We start from the raw sequence: 16451 nt of genomic DNA, 5'->3' as shown, positions 1-16451 counted from the left end.
AGCGCAAGCGCCACCCGCCACAACAGCATTACGCCTGTTTAGCCGCTTCTGCCGCTTTAACGATCACCGCGAAAGCGTCAGCTTTCAGGGATGCACCGCCAACCAGCGCGCCATCGATGTCTGGCTGGGTGAACAGTTCTGCCGCGTTAGAGGCATTTACGGAACCGCCGTACTGGATGATGACCTGCTCTGCCACTTTAGCGTCGGCTTTCGCAATGTGGTCACGGATGAATTTGTGAACCGCCTGAGCCTGCGCTGGGGTTGCAGATTTGCCGGTACCGATCGCCCAGACTGGCTCGTAAGCGATAACCGCGCCTTCGAATGCTGCCGCGCCCTGCGTTTTCAGCACAGCGTCGATCTGACGTGCGCACACTTCTTCCGTTTTGCCTGCTTCGTTTTCTGCTTCGGTTTCACCGATGCACAGAACCGGGATCAGACCCTGCTCTTTCAGCACCGCAAATTTCTTCGCGATGAACTCGTCGGATTCTTTGTGGTAGGTGCGACGCTCAGAGTGGCCGATGATGATGTATTTGGCGCCGATATCTTTCAGCATTTCAGCGGAGGTTTCACCGGTGAATGCGCCAGACAGGTTAACGTCAACGTTCTGTGCGCCCAGAATGATGTGGCTGCCGTCAGCGGCACGTTTAGCCAGATCCAGGTACATATCCGGCGGAGCGATAGCAACCGCGCAGCCAGTCACGCCAGCCAGCTCTTTACGCAGGTTCGCAATCAGTTCGTTTACCATGTGGCGGCTGCCGTTCAGTTTCCAGTTACCCATCACTAAAGGATGTCGCATTTCAATTCTCCACGCTAAATAAGCGAATTAAGGAATATGGCCACCCTGACGGGCAGCATGGTCTGTGAATCAGTATAGAGATTTTCCCTCGAAAGGCTTTGCTTTTTGTCATTAATTCGCCCCTCCGAGTGTGTCAGATAGTGCCAGCTTAATCGGTTCAACAGCGAAGGTCAGGCCTTTTTCGCCGTTATCCGCCACCACATAGCGCACCGCGCCTTCGGTTTCGGTGTAATAGCGCTTGTTTTTACCCGTAACCAGCAGTTTTTGCAGCTTTTGTTGGCTCTGTTTTTTTGTCAGTGCGGGCGTAAATGCCTGCAGCACCGCGCTCATGTACTCCAGCGCCTTCGCCTTGGCGGCTTTCTGCTCTGGCCCCTGAATCGGCAGCCAGGTGATCTGCATACTTTTGATTTTTAGCGTACCGCGCTCCAGCGCAGTGGAAGCGTACAAGTTTTCGTTAATCTTGCTGGCGGCACGGGTCAGGTTTGGAGTATCGCGTGCGCCATCAATGGCGCGAAATTCATCCAGCGGCAGCGTTGGATTGGTTTTGTTAAACGTTTCACGAAACTGACTGATGGACTGATCGAACGATGGCGCACCCGCCAGGAGGTAGGGCGCGGTTGTCGGAGCAGGGGGTTCGGCGGCGTGCAGGGGGAGACCGGCGCTCAGCATCGCGAAACACAGGAAAAGAAGGTGTGCCGAATTTTTCATCAACATTGTCCCTGGCCGTAAGTGCTCATGATTAAATCGATATCTGGTCGGCTTGTCAAAAGGTCACAACTCCAGGGTAAAATGCGCACGATATGATAATAAGGAACCTTACATGACCATACAGCAGTGGTTGTTTTCATTCAAAGGGCGTATTGGACGCCGTGATTTCTGGATCTGGATGGCGACGTGGATTATCGCCATGCTGCTTCTGTTTTTTGTGGCCTATAACGCATGGCTGAGCACGCAAACCGCGGCGTTTGCGCTGGTTTGTTTACTTTGGCCAACCGCGGCCGTGGTGGTGAAACGCCTGCACGATCGCGGTCGTTCCGGTGCATGGGCTTTTCTGATTATTCTGGCGTGGATGCTGGTCGCCGGGAACTGGTCAATACTTCCGTCCATCCTCCCCTGGGTGGTGGGCAGACTGCTACCGACCATTATCTTTGTGATGATGGTTATCGATCTGGGTGCGTTCATCGGCACCCAGAGCGAAAACAAATACGGTAAAGACACTCTTGAGGTGAAATACCGCTGATCACCAGTAGTGTTCGGCGGTCATATGACCCGGTCGGCGGCGAAGGTGTTTCGTCATCTGCCGGGTATCTTTCAGAAGCTGCTGAGTGTCCCGTACCATCTGCGGGTTACCACACAGCATCACGTGGCTGGTTTCGGCACGCATCGGCAAGCCAACGGCTTCTTCCAGGGCTCCACTCTCAATTAATGCCGGCACGCGGCCGGTCAGCGAACCTGCTGCCGTTTCCCGGCTCACCACGGTCTGGATTTTCAGCTTTCCGGCATACTGCCGCTCCAGCTCCTGCATCTGCGGCAGATAGCTTAAGTCTGCGGCGTAACGCGCGGCATGCACCAGCACGATGTTTTTAAACCGCTCCAGGTCTTTGCCGTACTGCAGAATGGAGAGATAGGGGCCGATGGCCGTGCCGGTTGCCAGCATCCACAGGGTTTCGCAGTCCGGAATTTCGTCAAGCACAAAGAAACCTGCTGCGTCACTCACAATCTGGACATCATCACCGGGTTTAAGCGCCGCCAGGCGCGGGCTGAGTTTGCCGTCCGGGACGGTAACCAGATAGAACTCGAGATCCGGATTATCGGGCGCGTTGACGTACGAGTAAGCGCGTTGCACGCGTTCGCCGTCGATATCCAGCCCCAGTTTGGCAAACTGTCCGGCCGTAAACGGATGGATGGGGGCGTGCACGGTGAGACTAAATAGCGCATCGGTCCAGAATTTTATCTTAGTGACTTTACCTGTTACCCAGTCCGCCATGATCTTCTCCTGTGCTGTTTCTCGGATCTATCTTCCGTATTTGTGATGAAGATATCCAGCCCATTCGGGCCGGAAAGCTCTATCGATCAAACGGTTTTACAGAATGTGCGTCTGTACGTCCGGGTCTTTACGGTCGAGATAGTGAATTGACTGAATGCGACGAATGGTGCGCGATTTACCGCGGATCAGCAGCGTTTCCGTGGTCGCCATGTTGCCTTTGCGGGTGATGCCATCCAGCAGATCGCCTTTGGTGATGCCGGTCGCGGAGAAAACAACGTTGTCGCTGCGGGCCATTTCGTGAAGTGCGAGGACTTTATTGGCTTCGATACCCATTGCCTCACAGCGCGCCAGCTCATCTTCGCCAATGCGGCGATTCTCTTCGTTGTCGCCTTTGACCTCATGACGGGGCAGCAGGCGGGCCTGCATGTCGCCATCCAGTGCGCGGATCACCGCAGCAGAGACCACGCCTTCCGGCGCGCCGCCAATCCCGTACAGGACATCCACTTCACTGTCTGGCATGCAGGTCAGAATGGAGGCCGCCACGTCGCCATCCGGGATGGCAAACACGCGTACGCCCAGCTTTTGCATCTGCGCGATGGTAGCGTCGTGACGCGGTTTCGCCAGAATGGTGACGGTGAGTTCGCTCAGCGGCTTGTTCAGCGCGCTGGCGACATTACGCAGGTTCTCTTCCAGCGGCAGGCTGAGGTCAATGGCGCCTTTCGCGCCTGGACCGACAATCAGCTTTTCCATGTACATATCCGGTGCGTTGAGGAAGCAGCCTTTATCACCCACGGCCAGCACGGCCAGCGCGTTGGCCTGACCCATCGCCGTCATGCGTGTGCCTTCGATCGGGTCGACGGCGATATCCACGGCATCGCCTTTGCCGGTACCCACTTTTTCACCGATGTAGAGCATTGGCGCTTCGTCGATCTCGCCTTCGCCGATCACAATAGTGCCGTCAATATTGACCTGATTGAGGACAATGCGCATGGCATGGACAGCCGCACCGTCGGCGGTATTTTTGTCGCCACGGCCAAGCCATTTATAGCCTGCCAGGGCAGCGGCTTCGGTAACGCGGGAAAACTCGATAGCAAGTTCACGTTTCATGAGGTACTCGTGCAATCAAAAGGAATTGCACGAAGTTTATCACAGAGTGGGGATGGTGCGGTCTGAATGGCCCCTCACCCTAACCCTCTCCCCAAAGGGGCGAGGGGACTAAAAACACCCTCTCCCCTTTGGGGAGAGGGCCGGGGTGAGGGGGTGAACTGTGCATTATTCGTCGTGCTCTTCCCACGCCAGGGCGCGTTTCACCGCTTTCTTCCAGCCGCTGTAGCGGTAGTTACGCTCGGTGGTTTCGATGCCAGGGCGGAATTCACGTTCGATAACCGCTTTTTCCTGCAGCTCGTCCAGATTCTGCCAGAAGCCGACCGCCAGGCCCGCAAGGTACGCCGCACCCAGCGCGGTCACTTCGCGCACTTCCGGGCGTTCCACGCGGGTGCCCAGAATGTCGGACTGGAACTGCATCAGGAAGTTGTTCGCGACCGCACCGCCGTCCACGCGCAGAGCGTGCAGACGGATGCCGGAGTCAGCCTGCATCGCTTCCAGTACGTCGCGCGTCTGGTAAGCGATAGATTCCAGGGTGGCGCGAATAATGTGGTTAGAATTCACGCCACGCGTCAGGCCGAAAATCGCGCCGCGTGCATACGGATCCCAGTACGGTGCGCCCAGACCGGTAAACGCAGGTACCACGTACACGCCGTTGGTATCCTTCACTTTGGTGGCGAAGTACTCGGAGTCGAACGCATCACTGATAAGCTTCATTTCGTCGCGCAGCCACTGGATGGATGCACCCGCCATGAACACCGCACCTTCCAGCGCATAGTTCACTTCACCACGTGGGCCACAGGCGATGGTGGTCAGCAGACCGTTTTCTGATTTCACCGCTTTCTCGCCGGTATTCATCAGCATAAAGCAGCCGGTACCGTAGGTGTTTTTCGCCATCCCTTCTTTAACGCACAGCTGGCCGAACAGCGCCGCCTGCTGGTCACCGGCGATACCGGCGATAGGAATACGCGTGCCGCCTTTACCACCGATGTTGGTCTGACCGTACACTTCAGAAGATTTACGTACTTCTGGCAGCATAGCGCGTGGAATATCCAGCGCGTCCAGCATCTTATCATCCCACTCCAGCGTGTTGATGTTGAACAGCATGGTACGCGAGGCGTTGGTGTAGTCCGTGACGTGGACGCGACCCTGGGTCATCTTCCAGATAAGCCAGGTATCGACGGTACCGAACAGCAGTTCGCCGCGTTTTGCACGCTCACGTGAACCTTCCACGTGGTCAAGGATCCACTTCACTTTGGTACCCGAGAAATACGGGTCGACCACCAGGCCCGTGGCGCTGCGGACGTACTCTTCCATACCGTCGCGCTTCAGCTGTTCGCAAATCTCTGACGTACGACGACACTGCCAGACGATGGCGTTATAAATTGGCTTGCCGGTTTCACGTTCCCAGACGATTGTCGTTTCACGCTGGTTGGTAATACCAATCGCGGCTATTTCGTCAGAACTGATATCGGCTTTCGCCAGCACTTCGACCAGCGTGGAGCTTTGCGATGCCCAGATCTCCATCGGGTCGTGCTCTACCCAGCCTGGACGAGGATAGATTTGCTCAAATTCACGCTGTGACACGCTGACAATGTTCGCGTCATGATCCATTACGACAGCGCGGGAGCTGGTGGTGCCCTGGTCGAGCGCAACGATATATTTTTTTTCGGTCATGGTGTAAGTCCCGTAGTCAGATTACAGCGAAGCTTTTTGTTGTGCGGTAGAAGTCGTCTCTTTCTCCTCGTCCACACAGGTGTCGCACGGTAAGTGGCGACCAATTAATTTGCGATAGCTAAACGCACCCAGCGCAGCCCCGACAACCGGCGCAAACAGCGGAACCAGGAAGTAAGGAATGTCTTTGCCACCGGTGAAGGCCACGTCGCCCCAGCCAGCGATAAAGGCGAACGCTTTTGGTCCGATATCACGCGCCGGGTTCATCGCGAAGCCGGTCAGCGGGCCCATGGATGCGCCGATCACCGCAATCAGCAGGCCAATCAGCAGAGGTGCCAGCGGACCGCGCGGAATGCCGTTTCCGTCGTCGGTCAGCGCCAGGATAACGCCCATCAGAATAGCGGTAATCACCATTTCAACTGCGAACGCCTGCACAAAATTGATATGCGGGTTTGGATACGTTGAGAAGATACCTGCCAGATCCAGACTTTCGACGCTGCCGCGCACCATATGATGCGTCTGTTCGAAGTCGATGAAAAGATTGTAATAAAGCCCGTAAACTAACGCCGCTGCGCAAAACGCGCCGGCAAATTGAGAAATAATGAAAGGAACAACTTTGCGTCCGTCGAAGCACGCGAACAGCCACAGTGCGATGGTCACCGCCGGGTTAAGATGTGCGCCAGAAACCCCTGCAGTCAGGTAGATGGCCATTGCCACACCCAGACCCCAGATAATACTGATTTCCCACTGACCAAAACTGGCACCTGCCACTTTCAGTGCAGCAACACAGCCCACTCCGAAGAATATCAACAACCCGGTACCAAGGAACTCGGCAATGCACTGGCCTTTTAAGGTTGATGTCTGACTCATAATCGGAATCCTGAAGAGATTGATGTTTATTGTTAGCATGGCCGCCCGTGACAGCCATGATGTCCTGTAGACATAGTGTTAATTTATCGTTAACGAGCAAAAACGAGAAATATCGAAATCAAAATGTGTGGTCTGCGTCAATAAAATGAGCGTTTACGCGCCATAAAGCGCATTTTTGCATCAGCGAGAGAGTGTGAGCTGAATCATTTCATTAACTAATGAGTTAACAACTTAGGGGTAATTGCCGCGAACGCACCAGGACGAGGCCGAAAAGTGTTGCAAACCGCGATCTGCGCGGTGTGTCGCTGGACAGGGGCGACGGGGCTTCATACAATCGGCATAGATGTTGTGCGCGTTTACGTTAAAGCGTCGCCTTGCAATTCAGGAGAGGTAGGATCATGTCTTTAGAAGTGTTTGAGAAACTGGAATCGAAAGTACAGCAGGCGATTGACACCATCACGCTGCTGCAGATGGAAATTGAAGAGCTGAAAGAAAAGAACAACAGCCTGGCGCAAGAAGTGCAGACAGCTCAGCACGGCCGTGAAGAACTGGAGCGCGAAAACAACCAGCTGCGTGAACAGCAGAACGGCTGGCAGGAACGTCTGCAGGCGCTGCTGGGGCGTATGGAAGAGGTTTAATTCCCCTGGGATTGAACTGAGTAGGCCGGGTAAGGCGAAGCCGCCACCCGGCTTTTTTATGGTTATCGCGAATGGGTAATAACCATAAAAAAGGCCGCCCAAGGCGGCCTTAACGCTACTTGTCCTGCGCTGTCGTAGCAAAAGCAAAGAACACATTGGGTTCATCACTCTTCACAACGAGTACGCTGGCGACAATGAACGCGATACATAAATAGCGTTTCATTATGCGGTCCCTGCAGCTAACCGCTCCACCGTTCACCACCGGTGATAAGTCGGTGGACACAAGCCCTGGTATTAGCCTGTTTTACGGTTGTGAATACACCTTTCCCTGGACCGATGCCCATTTGCGAGATGGCGGAAAGGGACGCTGCATCATAATAAGCAGCAACCGTGGTGTTAAGGTATTCATAAAGAATTAGGATTTTATAAAGCTTCTGAGGGGTTGCCCAAGGTTTGGACGAGAGTATGATGAAGATCCTTGGTATTAGCCTGCAAGCCTTCCCAACGGACCGCGAATCCCGAGGGACAAAAAAACCGCCACATTGCTGTTGGCGGTTTTTTTATGGCGCTCGCTTACTGTTTACTACTCAATATCCAGCGGATCTTCGGAGAGGATAATGCCGGTGTTATCGGCATAGAGATGGTCGCCGGAGAAGAAGGTCACGCCGCCGAAATTGACGCGGATATCGCTTTCACCAATGCCTTCACCTGCGGCGCCTACCGGAATGGCGGCAATCGCCTGAATGCCGATATCGAGGTCTTCGAGATCGTCCACCTGGCGGACTGAACCGTAGACCACAATGCCTTCCCATTCATTTTGCACGGCAATTCCGGCCAGTTCCGCGTCAATCAATGCACGACGTACGGAGCCGCCGCCATCAACCAGCAGCACGCGACCACGACCGTTCTGTTCGAGCAGATCGTACAGCAACCCGTTATCCTCGAAACATTTCACCGTGATGATTTGTCCGCCAAACGAAGACCGTCCACCAAAGTTGGAGAACAGCGGTTCAACGACGTTGACATCTTCCTGGTAGATGTCACAAAGCTCGGAGGTATCGTATTTCATAGGTTTAACGCTCTGTTGCTGCGAATGTGTTCAGTATATCGTGCGAAATGCGTTGTTGGCAAAATCATCAATTGTTAATTGATATTTGTCAGTTAACTCAGCGTCTGGCTCAGGACAATCCCTATCACGAACAACAGGTTAGTGAGCAGTGCGCCTTTTACCGTGCGCTCAAGCATCGGTGGCATGGCTGCCGGGCTGAGCTCACGCATCACAAAGCGGGCCTGTTTAATCAGTAGCGGCGCGGCGAGCACAAACAGCCAGCCCCAGAGACTATGCAGCGAGATCAGGTTGAACAGCGCGAGGCAGAGCAGGGCGCCCATCAGCAGGCAGGCATGATAGCGACGCGCGTTAACCGGCCCCAGACGCACGGCCAGCGTGTTTTTGCCGTTCTCACGGTCGCTGTCGATATCGCGCAGATTGTTGATGTTAAGTACCGCCGTTGCCAGCAGACCGCAGGCGGTGGCGGGCAGGAACAGGGCAGGAATAAGCGTATGCGCCTGTAAGTACCAGCTGCCCATCACGCTCAGCCAGCCAAAAAATACCAGCACGGAAATATCACCCAGGCCGATATAACCGTAAGGGCGCGTGCCGACGGTATAGGTAATGGCGGCGATAATAGCGAGCAGGCCCAGCACCAGAAAACCAATGAAATCACTGGTGGTTTTCGAGGCGACCGTCACCAGCGCCAGGCCGGATAAACAAATCAGTACCACGGTGATAATCAACGCGCGCTTCATCTGTGCCTGCGTAATCACCCCTTTCTGCATCCCGCGCAGAGGGCCGATACGGTCAGGCTTATCGCTACCCTTAACCGCATCGCCGTAGTCGTTGGCGAGATTAGAGAGGATCTGCAACAAACCGGCTGTGACCAGCGCCAGCACGGCAACCAGCGGATTGAAATACCCCTGCCACCAGGCAAGGACGGTACCGACGATAATCGCGGCAAAGGCCAGAGGAAGGGTTTTAGGGCGTAGACTTTCGAGCCACGCCTGAGTACGGCTGATATCAGTCATAGTTATTAAGCCAAAAAAATGGGGGCATTAGCCCCCATTAAATGTGATGAGAATGCAGTAACCGCGATTATAGGATAAAACGGCTCAGATCTTCATCTGCCACTAACGCATCCAGGTGTTTACCCACATATTCTGCGTCAATAGTAATGGTTTGACCGTTCAGGTCGCTCGCATCATAAGAGATATCTTCCATCAGGCGTTCCAGCACCGTGTGCAGACGACGTGCACCGATGTTCTCGGTGGTTTCGTTGACCTGCCAGGCCGCCTGAGCGATGCGTTTGATACCGTCTTCGGTGAACTCAATGTTCACGCCTTCGGTCGCCATCAGCGCTTTGTACTGTACGGTCACAGACGCGTTTGGCTCGGTCAGGATACGTTCGAAATCTTCAGTGGTCAGCGCCTGCAGCTCAACGCGGATAGGCAGACGGCCCTGCAGTTCCGGGATCAGGTCAGACGGGCTGGCAATCTGGAACGCACCGGACGCGATAAACAGGATGTGGTCCGTTTTAACCATGCCGTGCTTGGTGGAGACGGTGCAGCCTTCTACCAGCGGCAACAGGTCGCGCTGCACGCCTTCACGGGAGACGTCCGGGCCGGACGCGTTACCGCGCTTACAGATCTTATCGATTTCGTCGATAAACACGATACCGTGCTGCTCAACCGCGTCGATCGCATCCTGCTTCAGCTCTTCCGGGTTCACCAGCTTTGCTGCTTCTTCTTCAATCAGCAGCTTCATTGCATCTTTGATTTTCAGCTTACGCGCTTTCTGTTTCTGACCGCCCAGGTTCTGGAACATGGACTGCAGCTGGCTGGTCATCTCCTCCATGCCAGGAGGTGCCATGATTTCCACACCCATTGGCGCGGCGGCGAGATCGATCTCAATCTCTTTGTCATCCAGCTGGCCTTCGCGCAGCTTTTTGCGGAATGCCTGACGTGCCGCAGAAGGTTCAGCCTGCTGTTCAGCCTGGCCCCAGTTGTTTTTCGCCGGCGGGATCAGCACGTCAAGAATACGCTCTTCAGCCATCTCTTCCGCGCGATAGCGGTTTTTCTCGATCGCCTGAACGCGAACCATCTTGATTGCCGAGTCGGTCAGATCGCGGATGATCGAGTCAACTTCTTTACCTACATAGCCCACTTCGGTGAATTTAGTGGCTTCAACTTTGATGAACGGCGCGTTAGCCAGTTTCGCCAGACGGCGAGCGATTTCGGTTTTACCGACACCGGTTGGGCCGATCATCAGAATGTTTTTTGGCGTCACTTCATGGCGCAGCTCTTCGTCGAGCTGCATGCGGCGCCAGCGGTTACGCAGAGCAATAGCCACGGAACGCTTGGCGTTATCCTGGCCGATAATATGTTTGTCCAGTTCGCTGACAATTTCGCGTGGGGTCATTTCAGACATGGGAGATCCTTACGCTTTAGAGGTCAATTCTTCGATGGTGTGGTTGTGGTTGGTATAGATGCAGATATCGCCTGCAATATCCAACGCCTTCACAGCGATATCACGCGCATTCATGTCGGTATTCTCCAACAGTGCGCGAGCCGCAGCCTGGGCATAAGGGCCGCCAGAGCCGATGGCAATCAGGTCGTTTTCCGGCTGAATGACGTCACCGTTACCGGTGATGATCAGCGATGCGGTTTCATCGGCCACGGCCAGCAGCGCTTCGAGTTTGCGCAGCATGCGGTCGGTTCGCCAGTCTTTCGCCAGCTCCACGGCGGCTTTCACCAGATGACCCTGGTGCATTTCCAGTTTACGTTCAAACAGTTCAAACAGCGTGAAAGCATCAGCCGTGCCGCCTGCAAAACCGGCGATCACTTTGTCGTTGTATAAACGACGGACTTTTTTCACGTTGCCTTTCATTACGGTATTACCCAGCGTGGCCTGGCCATCACCGGCGATTACCACGTGGCCGTTACGGCGTACACTTACTATTGTTGTCACGAGCAGACCCCCTGGTTACAGAATCGGGAAACAGAAGCCCTGAGCCTGTGCTCAGGGCTGAATAGAAAGATAGATGGGGGGGAATTTGGGGGTTTCAACCCCCGGAAGCAAGTCGGATGCAGTTTGTGTGGCCGGCGACTTTCAAACGAGAAATGGTGCCATCGGCATTTTCTTTGCCTTTGACCGGGCCAATCACCACGCGATTCCAGCCGTTATTGGTGGTAATGCGCGAGTCAAATCCTTCAAATGCCAGCTGAGCGCGGACCGTTTCGGCCTGCTCGGCACCTTTGAACGAACCGCACTGTACCATCCAGCGGCGTTCGTCTTTCTTCTCAGCCGTCTGCTTCGGTGCCTCGGTCTCTTTGGTGACCGGTGCGGCCTGCTGTGTTTTCGGCTGCTGCGCTGTGGTATGCGCAGGCGTTTGCAGCAGATCCTGATACGGTTGAGCCGTTTGCTTCTGCGTCTGGGCCTTTGGCTGCTGAGTAGGCTGAGACTGCGCCGTTCGCGTTTGCGGCTGCTGGTACGGCTGTTCCGTCACGCGCGGCTGCGCTTTAGGCTGCTGTACCGGCTGGTTTTGCGTCCACTGCTGCTGTTGTTGTTGCTGCTGAATCTGTGCCTGACGCTGGCGCTGCAGTTGCAGTGTTTGCTGACGCTGCGCCGGCGTTTGTTCATTCCACGGCACTTCATTCAACTGCGTAGGCTGCTGGCGCATATCGGCCTGCATCTGTGCCAGCAACTGACGCTGTTCGTCCGTTAGCTGATCGGCATTTTTCACCTCGCCACCGGCGGATGGCTCGGTCGGCGCACGCACGCCAGGCTGACGGCTTTCCAGCTCTTTAATATAGCGCCAGCGCTCTTCAGGCTTCGGTGGCAGACCATTTCCAACCACTTTGTTGCCCTGAAGGGCCTCAGCCTCTTCTTTTTTATGGTGCGTGATAAAGTACAGGCCGCCGATGAAGGCCACCAGTACCGCCGCAGCAATAGCGACCATTGCTGGCGAGACAGCAGGCAGGTTACGTTGCTTTTTCTTTGCGCTACTCTTTTTGCGTCGCGAAGGTGCCGGCTGGCCGCGACGTACATAATCTCGTTGTGCCACTATCGTTTCGCTGTATTTATTCGTTCGTCAGTCCGCCATGTTACTTAAGCGGCGGGGCTTTGACCAGATAAGGGTGTCCTAAAGACATTTACTTTAAGTCAATGCCTGGGTAGAACCACGAATAATCAGTTCGCAGTCCAGCAACCTCGATCCGCTGCTAACTGTTTGACCCTGCAACTGATCGAGTAAAAGAAGCATCGCTTCACGGCCAATGTCGTAGCGTGGCTGCGAAACGGTTGAGAGCGGGGGATCGCAAAATTCTGAAAGCGAAATATTATCGAAACCGATAATCGACAAATCTTTCGGTATGCGCAGGCCGCGGCGTTTCGCATACGATAATGCCCCCAGCGCCATAACGTCGCTGTGGCAGAACACTGCGGTAGGCGGCTCAGGCAACGCCAGTAGTTTTTCCAGCGCCTGACCACCGGCTTCGAAGGAAAAATTACCGCGCGCAATGTAGTGCGGATCAACCGTCACGCCGGTTCGGCGAAGCGCCTGAACATAGCCCTGCAGGCGATAGTGACACAGCGGCATCTCTTCTGGCCCGGCAATGCAGCCAATCCGTTTATGCCCCAGCTCCTGCAGGTAGTTAACGGCGTTGAACGCGGCGGTCAGGTTATCAATATGCACCGTTGGCAGTTCCAGCTCCGGCGCAAACTCGTTGGCCATCACCATCGGCGGTAAATTGCGCTGCTCTTCAATGCTGGCATCAAACGGCAGGCGCGAACCAAGCAGCAGCATGCCGTCGATCTGCTTGGTGATAATGAGGTCGATAAAGGTTTTTTCCTGCTGATTCTGGTGCGCGCAGTCGCCAATGAGCACCAGATACCCTTGCTCCGCAGCGGTCACTTCGATGCCGCGAATAATTTCGCTGAAGAAGGGATCGCAGATGTCCGGCACAATCACCAGGATGGTCCGCGACTCATTACGTTTAACGTTACGCCCCATCGCCTGTGGGAAATACCCCACTTCCAGCGCGGCCTGTTCTACCCGGTTGCGGGTCGCCTGAGAGACTTTATCCGGGTTCATTAATGCGCGGGACACGGTTGCCGTAGAGACTTGTGCTTTCTGGGCAACGTCTTTCATGGTCGCCGTGGCAACCTCTTTCCTGGACTTCAACGTCTTCTCCTCGCCTGAACACCGAACTTCTGACGCCACCATTTTTACAGATAGTTAATGGAATCGGTTACAGAATTTTCATAAAAAGTGTGAGGGACGTTAAATTTTTCGATCCGGCTTCAGCCTTCGATGGGATCAACGTCAAGCACCCACTTCACTTTGCGCGCTTCTGGCAGGGTGTTGATCAAGGCCAGCGTGCCGCTGACGATGTGCTGTAAACGGATGCGCGAAGGGTGTTGCAGCAAAATCTGCCAGCGAAAACGTCCGCCGCGCTTGGGGGCCAGCGCCGGAACCGGCCCTAAAATCCACAGTTGATTATCAACCAGCGGGCTGGCCTGCAGAAGGTTCCTCAACTGCTGCAGGAAAAGCGGCGCCTGCTGGTTGTTATGATCTTCCGCGCGGATGATCACGTGGCTGGTCCACGGGGGAAGCTGCATGGTCTGGCGTTCAGCCAGCGCCTGCTCGGCAAAGGCGTCATAGCCTTTATGCAGCAGGGTTTGCAGCAACGGATGCTCAGGATGGTGCGTTTGCAGTACCACTTCGCCCTGTTTCCCGGCGCGTCCCGCGCGTCCGGCCACCTGGGTATAAAGCTGGGCAAAACGCTCGGCTGAGCGGAAATCGGCAGAGAACAGTGCGCCATCGACATCCAGCAGGGCAACTAGCGTCACGTCCGGGAAGTGATGACCTTTAGCCAGCATCTGGGTGCCAATCAGGATGCGCGCGCCACCGCGATGCACTTCTGCCAGCTGCTGTTCCAGCGCCCCTTTACGGCTGGTGGTGTCCCTGTCGATTCGGGAAATGGGCACATCCGGGAAGAACGGCTCCAGGGCCTGTTCCAGTTGTTCAGTGCCCAGACCGACCGGCACGATGTGCGTTGACCCGCATGATGGACACTGACGCGGCACCGGGCGCTGGCTGTCGCAGTGGTGGCAGCGCAAATGGCGCTGGGCCTGATGGAAGGTGTAGTAGTGGTCGCAACGCGGGCATTCTGCGATCCAGCCGCAGTCGTGACACAGCAGTGCCGGGGCAAAGCCGCGTCTGTTGAGGAACAAAATAACCTGATTGCCCGCCTGCAAATGCTGACGCATCCGGGTGATAAGGGCAGGTGCTAACCCCGCCTGCACCTGCTGACCTTTCAGGTCCAGCACGTGTTGAATGGCCGAACGCGCATTCCCCGCGCGACGCGTCAGGCGCAGCATATGGTATTTACGCTGACGAACGTTATGCAGCGTTTCGAGCGCCGGGGTAGCAGAGCCCAGAATAATGGGGATTTGCTCGCTGTGTGCGCGATAGACGGCCAGATCGCGGGCGTGATACCGCCAGCCTTCCTGCTGCTTATAAGAGCTGTCGTGTTCTTCATCAATGACGATGACGCCAAGATTTTTGAACGGTGTAAACAGTGATGAACGGGTGCCAATCACGATCGCCGCTTCGCCGTTTTTCGCTTTCAGCCAGGCGCTGAGGCGTTCGCTGTCATTCAGGCCAGAGTGCAGCACCTCAACCGGCGCATTAAACCGCTCGCGAAAGCGCGCGATGGTTTGCGGCGTCAGGCCAATTTCCGGCACCATCACCAGCGCCTGTTTGCCCTGCGCGAGCACGTTTTCCAGCACACTGAGATAGACTTCTGTCTTGCCGGAACCGGTGACCCCGGCCAGTAGCCAGGCGGAGAAATGGCCGGAGGCACTGTGGATCGCCCCCACGGCGGTGGCCTGCTCGGTGTTCAGGCGCAGGCGATCGCCCGAGACGGAAAATCGCTCCCGCCAGTCATACAGGGCCGGAGCCTCGCTTGCCAGTTCGCTCAGCCCTTTTTTTCGTAGTGCCTGGAGCGCGGTTTCGCTGACTTCCAGCTCATCGACCTGATGGCGCCAGATTTTCCCCTGACGCAGGGCGGCCAGCGCCTGCTGTTGTTTCTGGGAGCGCTTCAGGCTGTTAATGTCCACCGCCTGGCCCTGTTCGGTCGCAAACCAGTACCACATTGGCGCGTGGCTGGCGCTTTTGCCCTGGCGCAGCATAATCGGTAAAGCGTGGAACAGAACATCGCCAATCGGATGATGATAATAATCCGCCGCCCACAGCAGCAGTCGCCAGGTGCTGGTGGAGTAAACGGGCTCGCTGTCGAGCACCTCAACGACCGATTTCAGTTCGTTAAGCGGCAATTCGCTCTTGTCGCTGACGGAGACGACGATCCCTACGCGCTGCTGTTTGCCAAAGGGCACGGTCACGCGACAGCCCGCTTTAACGCTCATGCTGTCGGGCAGCAGATAATCAAACGTGCGGGGAAGCGGAACGGGCAGGGCAACGTGAGCGACGGGCATCGAATCTTCCTGACTTGAAAAGTGGCGCGTTAGTATACACATTAGTGAAAGCGGCGTGCGGATCAGTTTGCATACGTTGGTCAAATTCTGTATGATTCGCCGCCTTTGGTGTACTTTACGCCAAAGAACTTACATTCAACATCGCGTGGTGTCTGGCGTTAGGGCTGGAAGAGCGACGCGGCCTTAACTGAGGTTCTCCCATGAAAAAAGATATTCACCCGAAATACGAAATGATTACTGCAAACTGCTCTTGCGGTAACTCTATCCAGATCCGCTCTACCGTGGGTCACGATCTGAACCTGGACGTGTGCGGCAAATGCCACCCGTTCTACACTGGTAAGCAGCGTGACGTTGCAACCGGTGGCCGTGTTGACCGCTTCAACAAGCGTTTCAGCATCCCGGGCGCTAAATAAGTTTCCCGAAAAAAAGGCACCGCAAGGTGCCTTTTTTGTATCCGCTTATCAGTATTCCCACGTCTCCGGGTCGATACCCAGTTCACGCATGATCACCTTCGCCTCTTCCGGGATTTCGTCGCTACGCTCTTTGCGCAGGTCGTCATCGTTCGGCAACGGTTGGCCGGTAAACGCATGCAGAAACGCTTCGCACAGCAGTTCGCTGTTGGTTGCGTGGCGCAGGTTGTTCACCTGACGACGCGTACGTTCATCGGTGAGGATCTTCAACACCTTCAGAGGAATGGAAACCGTAATTTTCTTTACTTGCTCACTCTTCTTACCGTGCTCAGCGTATGGGCTGATATATTCGCCGCTCCATTCAGCCATGAGATACCTTTAATCCTCTCAGTCATTAATCTAAAGGTGCAAAACCTGTAAC

The 16451-nt window shown here is 55.3% G+C and carries 17 protein-coding genes; 3 read left to right on the top strand and 14 right to left on the bottom strand.

What is annotated here, in order from left to right; genetic code table 11:
* Positions 1-28: 28 nt before the first annotated feature.
* Together tpiA and VF709_RS19180 are read right to left on the bottom strand one after the other, a co-directional pair.
* On the bottom strand, positions 29-796 hold the full coding sequence (gene tpiA / locus VF709_RS19185) for a triose-phosphate isomerase (protein WP_063622925.1): 768 nt from the start codon (positions 794-796) through the stop codon (positions 29-31).
* Between the two features lie 111 nt (positions 797-907).
* Positions 908-1504 carry a DUF1454 family protein gene (locus VF709_RS19180; protein WP_013099322.1) on the bottom strand — a complete coding sequence of 199 codons (597 nt, stop codon included), beginning with the start codon at positions 1502-1504 and terminating at the stop codon, positions 908-910.
* 112 nt (positions 1505-1616) lie between these two features.
* Between VF709_RS19180 and VF709_RS19175 the strand changes: the two genes are divergently transcribed.
* A complete protein-coding gene (locus VF709_RS19175; protein ID WP_020686904.1) occupies positions 1617-2036 on the top strand; it encodes a DUF805 domain-containing protein in 420 nt (139 codons plus the stop codon).
* Here the strand turns inward: VF709_RS19175 and fpr are convergent, their stop codons facing one another.
* From fpr to VF709_RS19155, 4 genes are all read right to left on the bottom strand, one after another.
* Complete coding sequence (gene fpr / locus VF709_RS19170) at positions 2037-2783, bottom strand: ferredoxin--NADP(+) reductase (protein ID WP_013099320.1); 747 nt, start codon at positions 2781-2783, stop codon at positions 2037-2039. It lies immediately after the preceding gene.
* A gap of 96 nt (positions 2784-2879) precedes the next feature.
* Positions 2880-3890 carry a class II fructose-bisphosphatase gene (gene glpX / locus VF709_RS19165; RefSeq protein WP_013099319.1) on the bottom strand — a complete coding sequence of 337 codons (1011 nt, stop codon included), beginning with the start codon at positions 3888-3890 and terminating at the stop codon, positions 2880-2882.
* 165 nt (positions 3891-4055) lie between these two features.
* On the bottom strand, positions 4056-5564 hold the full coding sequence (gene glpK, locus VF709_RS19160) for a glycerol kinase GlpK (protein WP_020686906.1): 1509 nt from the start codon (positions 5562-5564) through the stop codon (positions 4056-4058).
* A 21-nt stretch (positions 5565-5585) separates the two neighbouring features.
* Complete coding sequence (locus VF709_RS19155; RefSeq protein WP_013099317.1) at positions 5586-6431, bottom strand: MIP/aquaporin family protein; 846 nt, start codon at positions 6429-6431, stop codon at positions 5586-5588.
* 398 nt (positions 6432-6829) lie between these two features.
* Between VF709_RS19155 and zapB the strand changes: the two genes are divergently transcribed.
* The gene (zapB, locus tag VF709_RS19150; RefSeq protein WP_013099316.1) at positions 6830-7069 is read left to right on the top strand and encodes a septal ring assembly protein ZapB; all 240 of its coding nucleotides are present in this window, start codon (positions 6830-6832) and stop codon (positions 7067-7069) included.
* Positions 7070-7652: 583 nt separating this feature from the next.
* Here zapB and rraA read toward each other — a convergent pair.
* The 7 genes from rraA to priA all read right to left on the bottom strand — a co-directional run bounded on the left by rraA (position 7653) and on the right by priA (position 15620).
* The gene (gene rraA / locus VF709_RS19145) at positions 7653-8138 is read right to left on the bottom strand and encodes a ribonuclease E activity regulator RraA (protein ID WP_013099315.1); all 486 of its coding nucleotides are present in this window, start codon (positions 8136-8138) and stop codon (positions 7653-7655) included.
* A gap of 92 nt (positions 8139-8230) precedes the next feature.
* Entirely contained in the window at positions 8231-9151 is a 921-nt protein-coding gene (menA, locus tag VF709_RS19140) for a 1,4-dihydroxy-2-naphthoate polyprenyltransferase (protein ID WP_013099314.1), read from the bottom strand.
* Between the two features lie 67 nt (positions 9152-9218).
* On the bottom strand, positions 9219-10550 hold the full coding sequence (hslU, locus tag VF709_RS19135; protein ID WP_013099313.1) for an HslU--HslV peptidase ATPase subunit: 1332 nt from the start codon (positions 10548-10550) through the stop codon (positions 9219-9221).
* 9 nt (positions 10551-10559) lie between these two features.
* Positions 10560-11090, bottom strand: a complete 531-nt coding sequence (gene hslV, locus VF709_RS19130; protein ID WP_008501802.1) for an ATP-dependent protease subunit HslV — start codon at positions 11088-11090, stop codon at positions 10560-10562.
* Positions 11091-11184: 94 nt separating this feature from the next.
* On the bottom strand, positions 11185-12186 hold the full coding sequence (gene ftsN / locus VF709_RS19125; protein ID WP_062935394.1) for a cell division protein FtsN: 1002 nt from the start codon (positions 12184-12186) through the stop codon (positions 11185-11187).
* A gap of 93 nt (positions 12187-12279) precedes the next feature.
* Positions 12280-13305 carry a DNA-binding transcriptional regulator CytR gene (gene cytR, locus VF709_RS19120; protein ID WP_013099311.1) on the bottom strand — a complete coding sequence of 342 codons (1026 nt, stop codon included), beginning with the start codon at positions 13303-13305 and terminating at the stop codon, positions 12280-12282.
* Positions 13306-13424: 119 nt separating this feature from the next.
* Positions 13425-15620 (bottom strand): primosomal protein N', encoded by a 2196-nt coding sequence (gene priA, locus VF709_RS19115; protein ID WP_149896933.1) that lies wholly within the window; start codon positions 15618-15620, stop codon positions 13425-13427.
* Positions 15621-15820: 200 nt separating this feature from the next.
* Here priA and rpmE point away from each other — a divergent pair, with 200 nt between their 5' ends.
* Positions 15821-16033, top strand: a complete 213-nt coding sequence (gene rpmE, locus VF709_RS19110) for a 50S ribosomal protein L31 (RefSeq protein WP_003862040.1) — start codon at positions 15821-15823, stop codon at positions 16031-16033.
* Between the two features lie 48 nt (positions 16034-16081).
* Here the strand turns inward: rpmE and metJ are convergent, their stop codons facing one another.
* A complete protein-coding gene (gene metJ, locus VF709_RS19105; protein ID WP_003862042.1) occupies positions 16082-16399 on the bottom strand; it encodes a met regulon transcriptional regulator MetJ in 318 nt (105 codons plus the stop codon).
* Positions 16400-16451: the final 52 nt, after the last annotated feature.

This window comes from Enterobacter sp. Lyrl_3 (assembly GCF_051948675.1).
Classification (GTDB): Bacteria; Pseudomonadota; Gammaproteobacteria; order Enterobacterales; family Enterobacteriaceae; genus Enterobacter; species Enterobacter cloacae.
The sequence above is the reverse complement of the archived record's forward strand: the minus strand, read 5'-3'. Positions and strand labels throughout refer to the sequence as shown.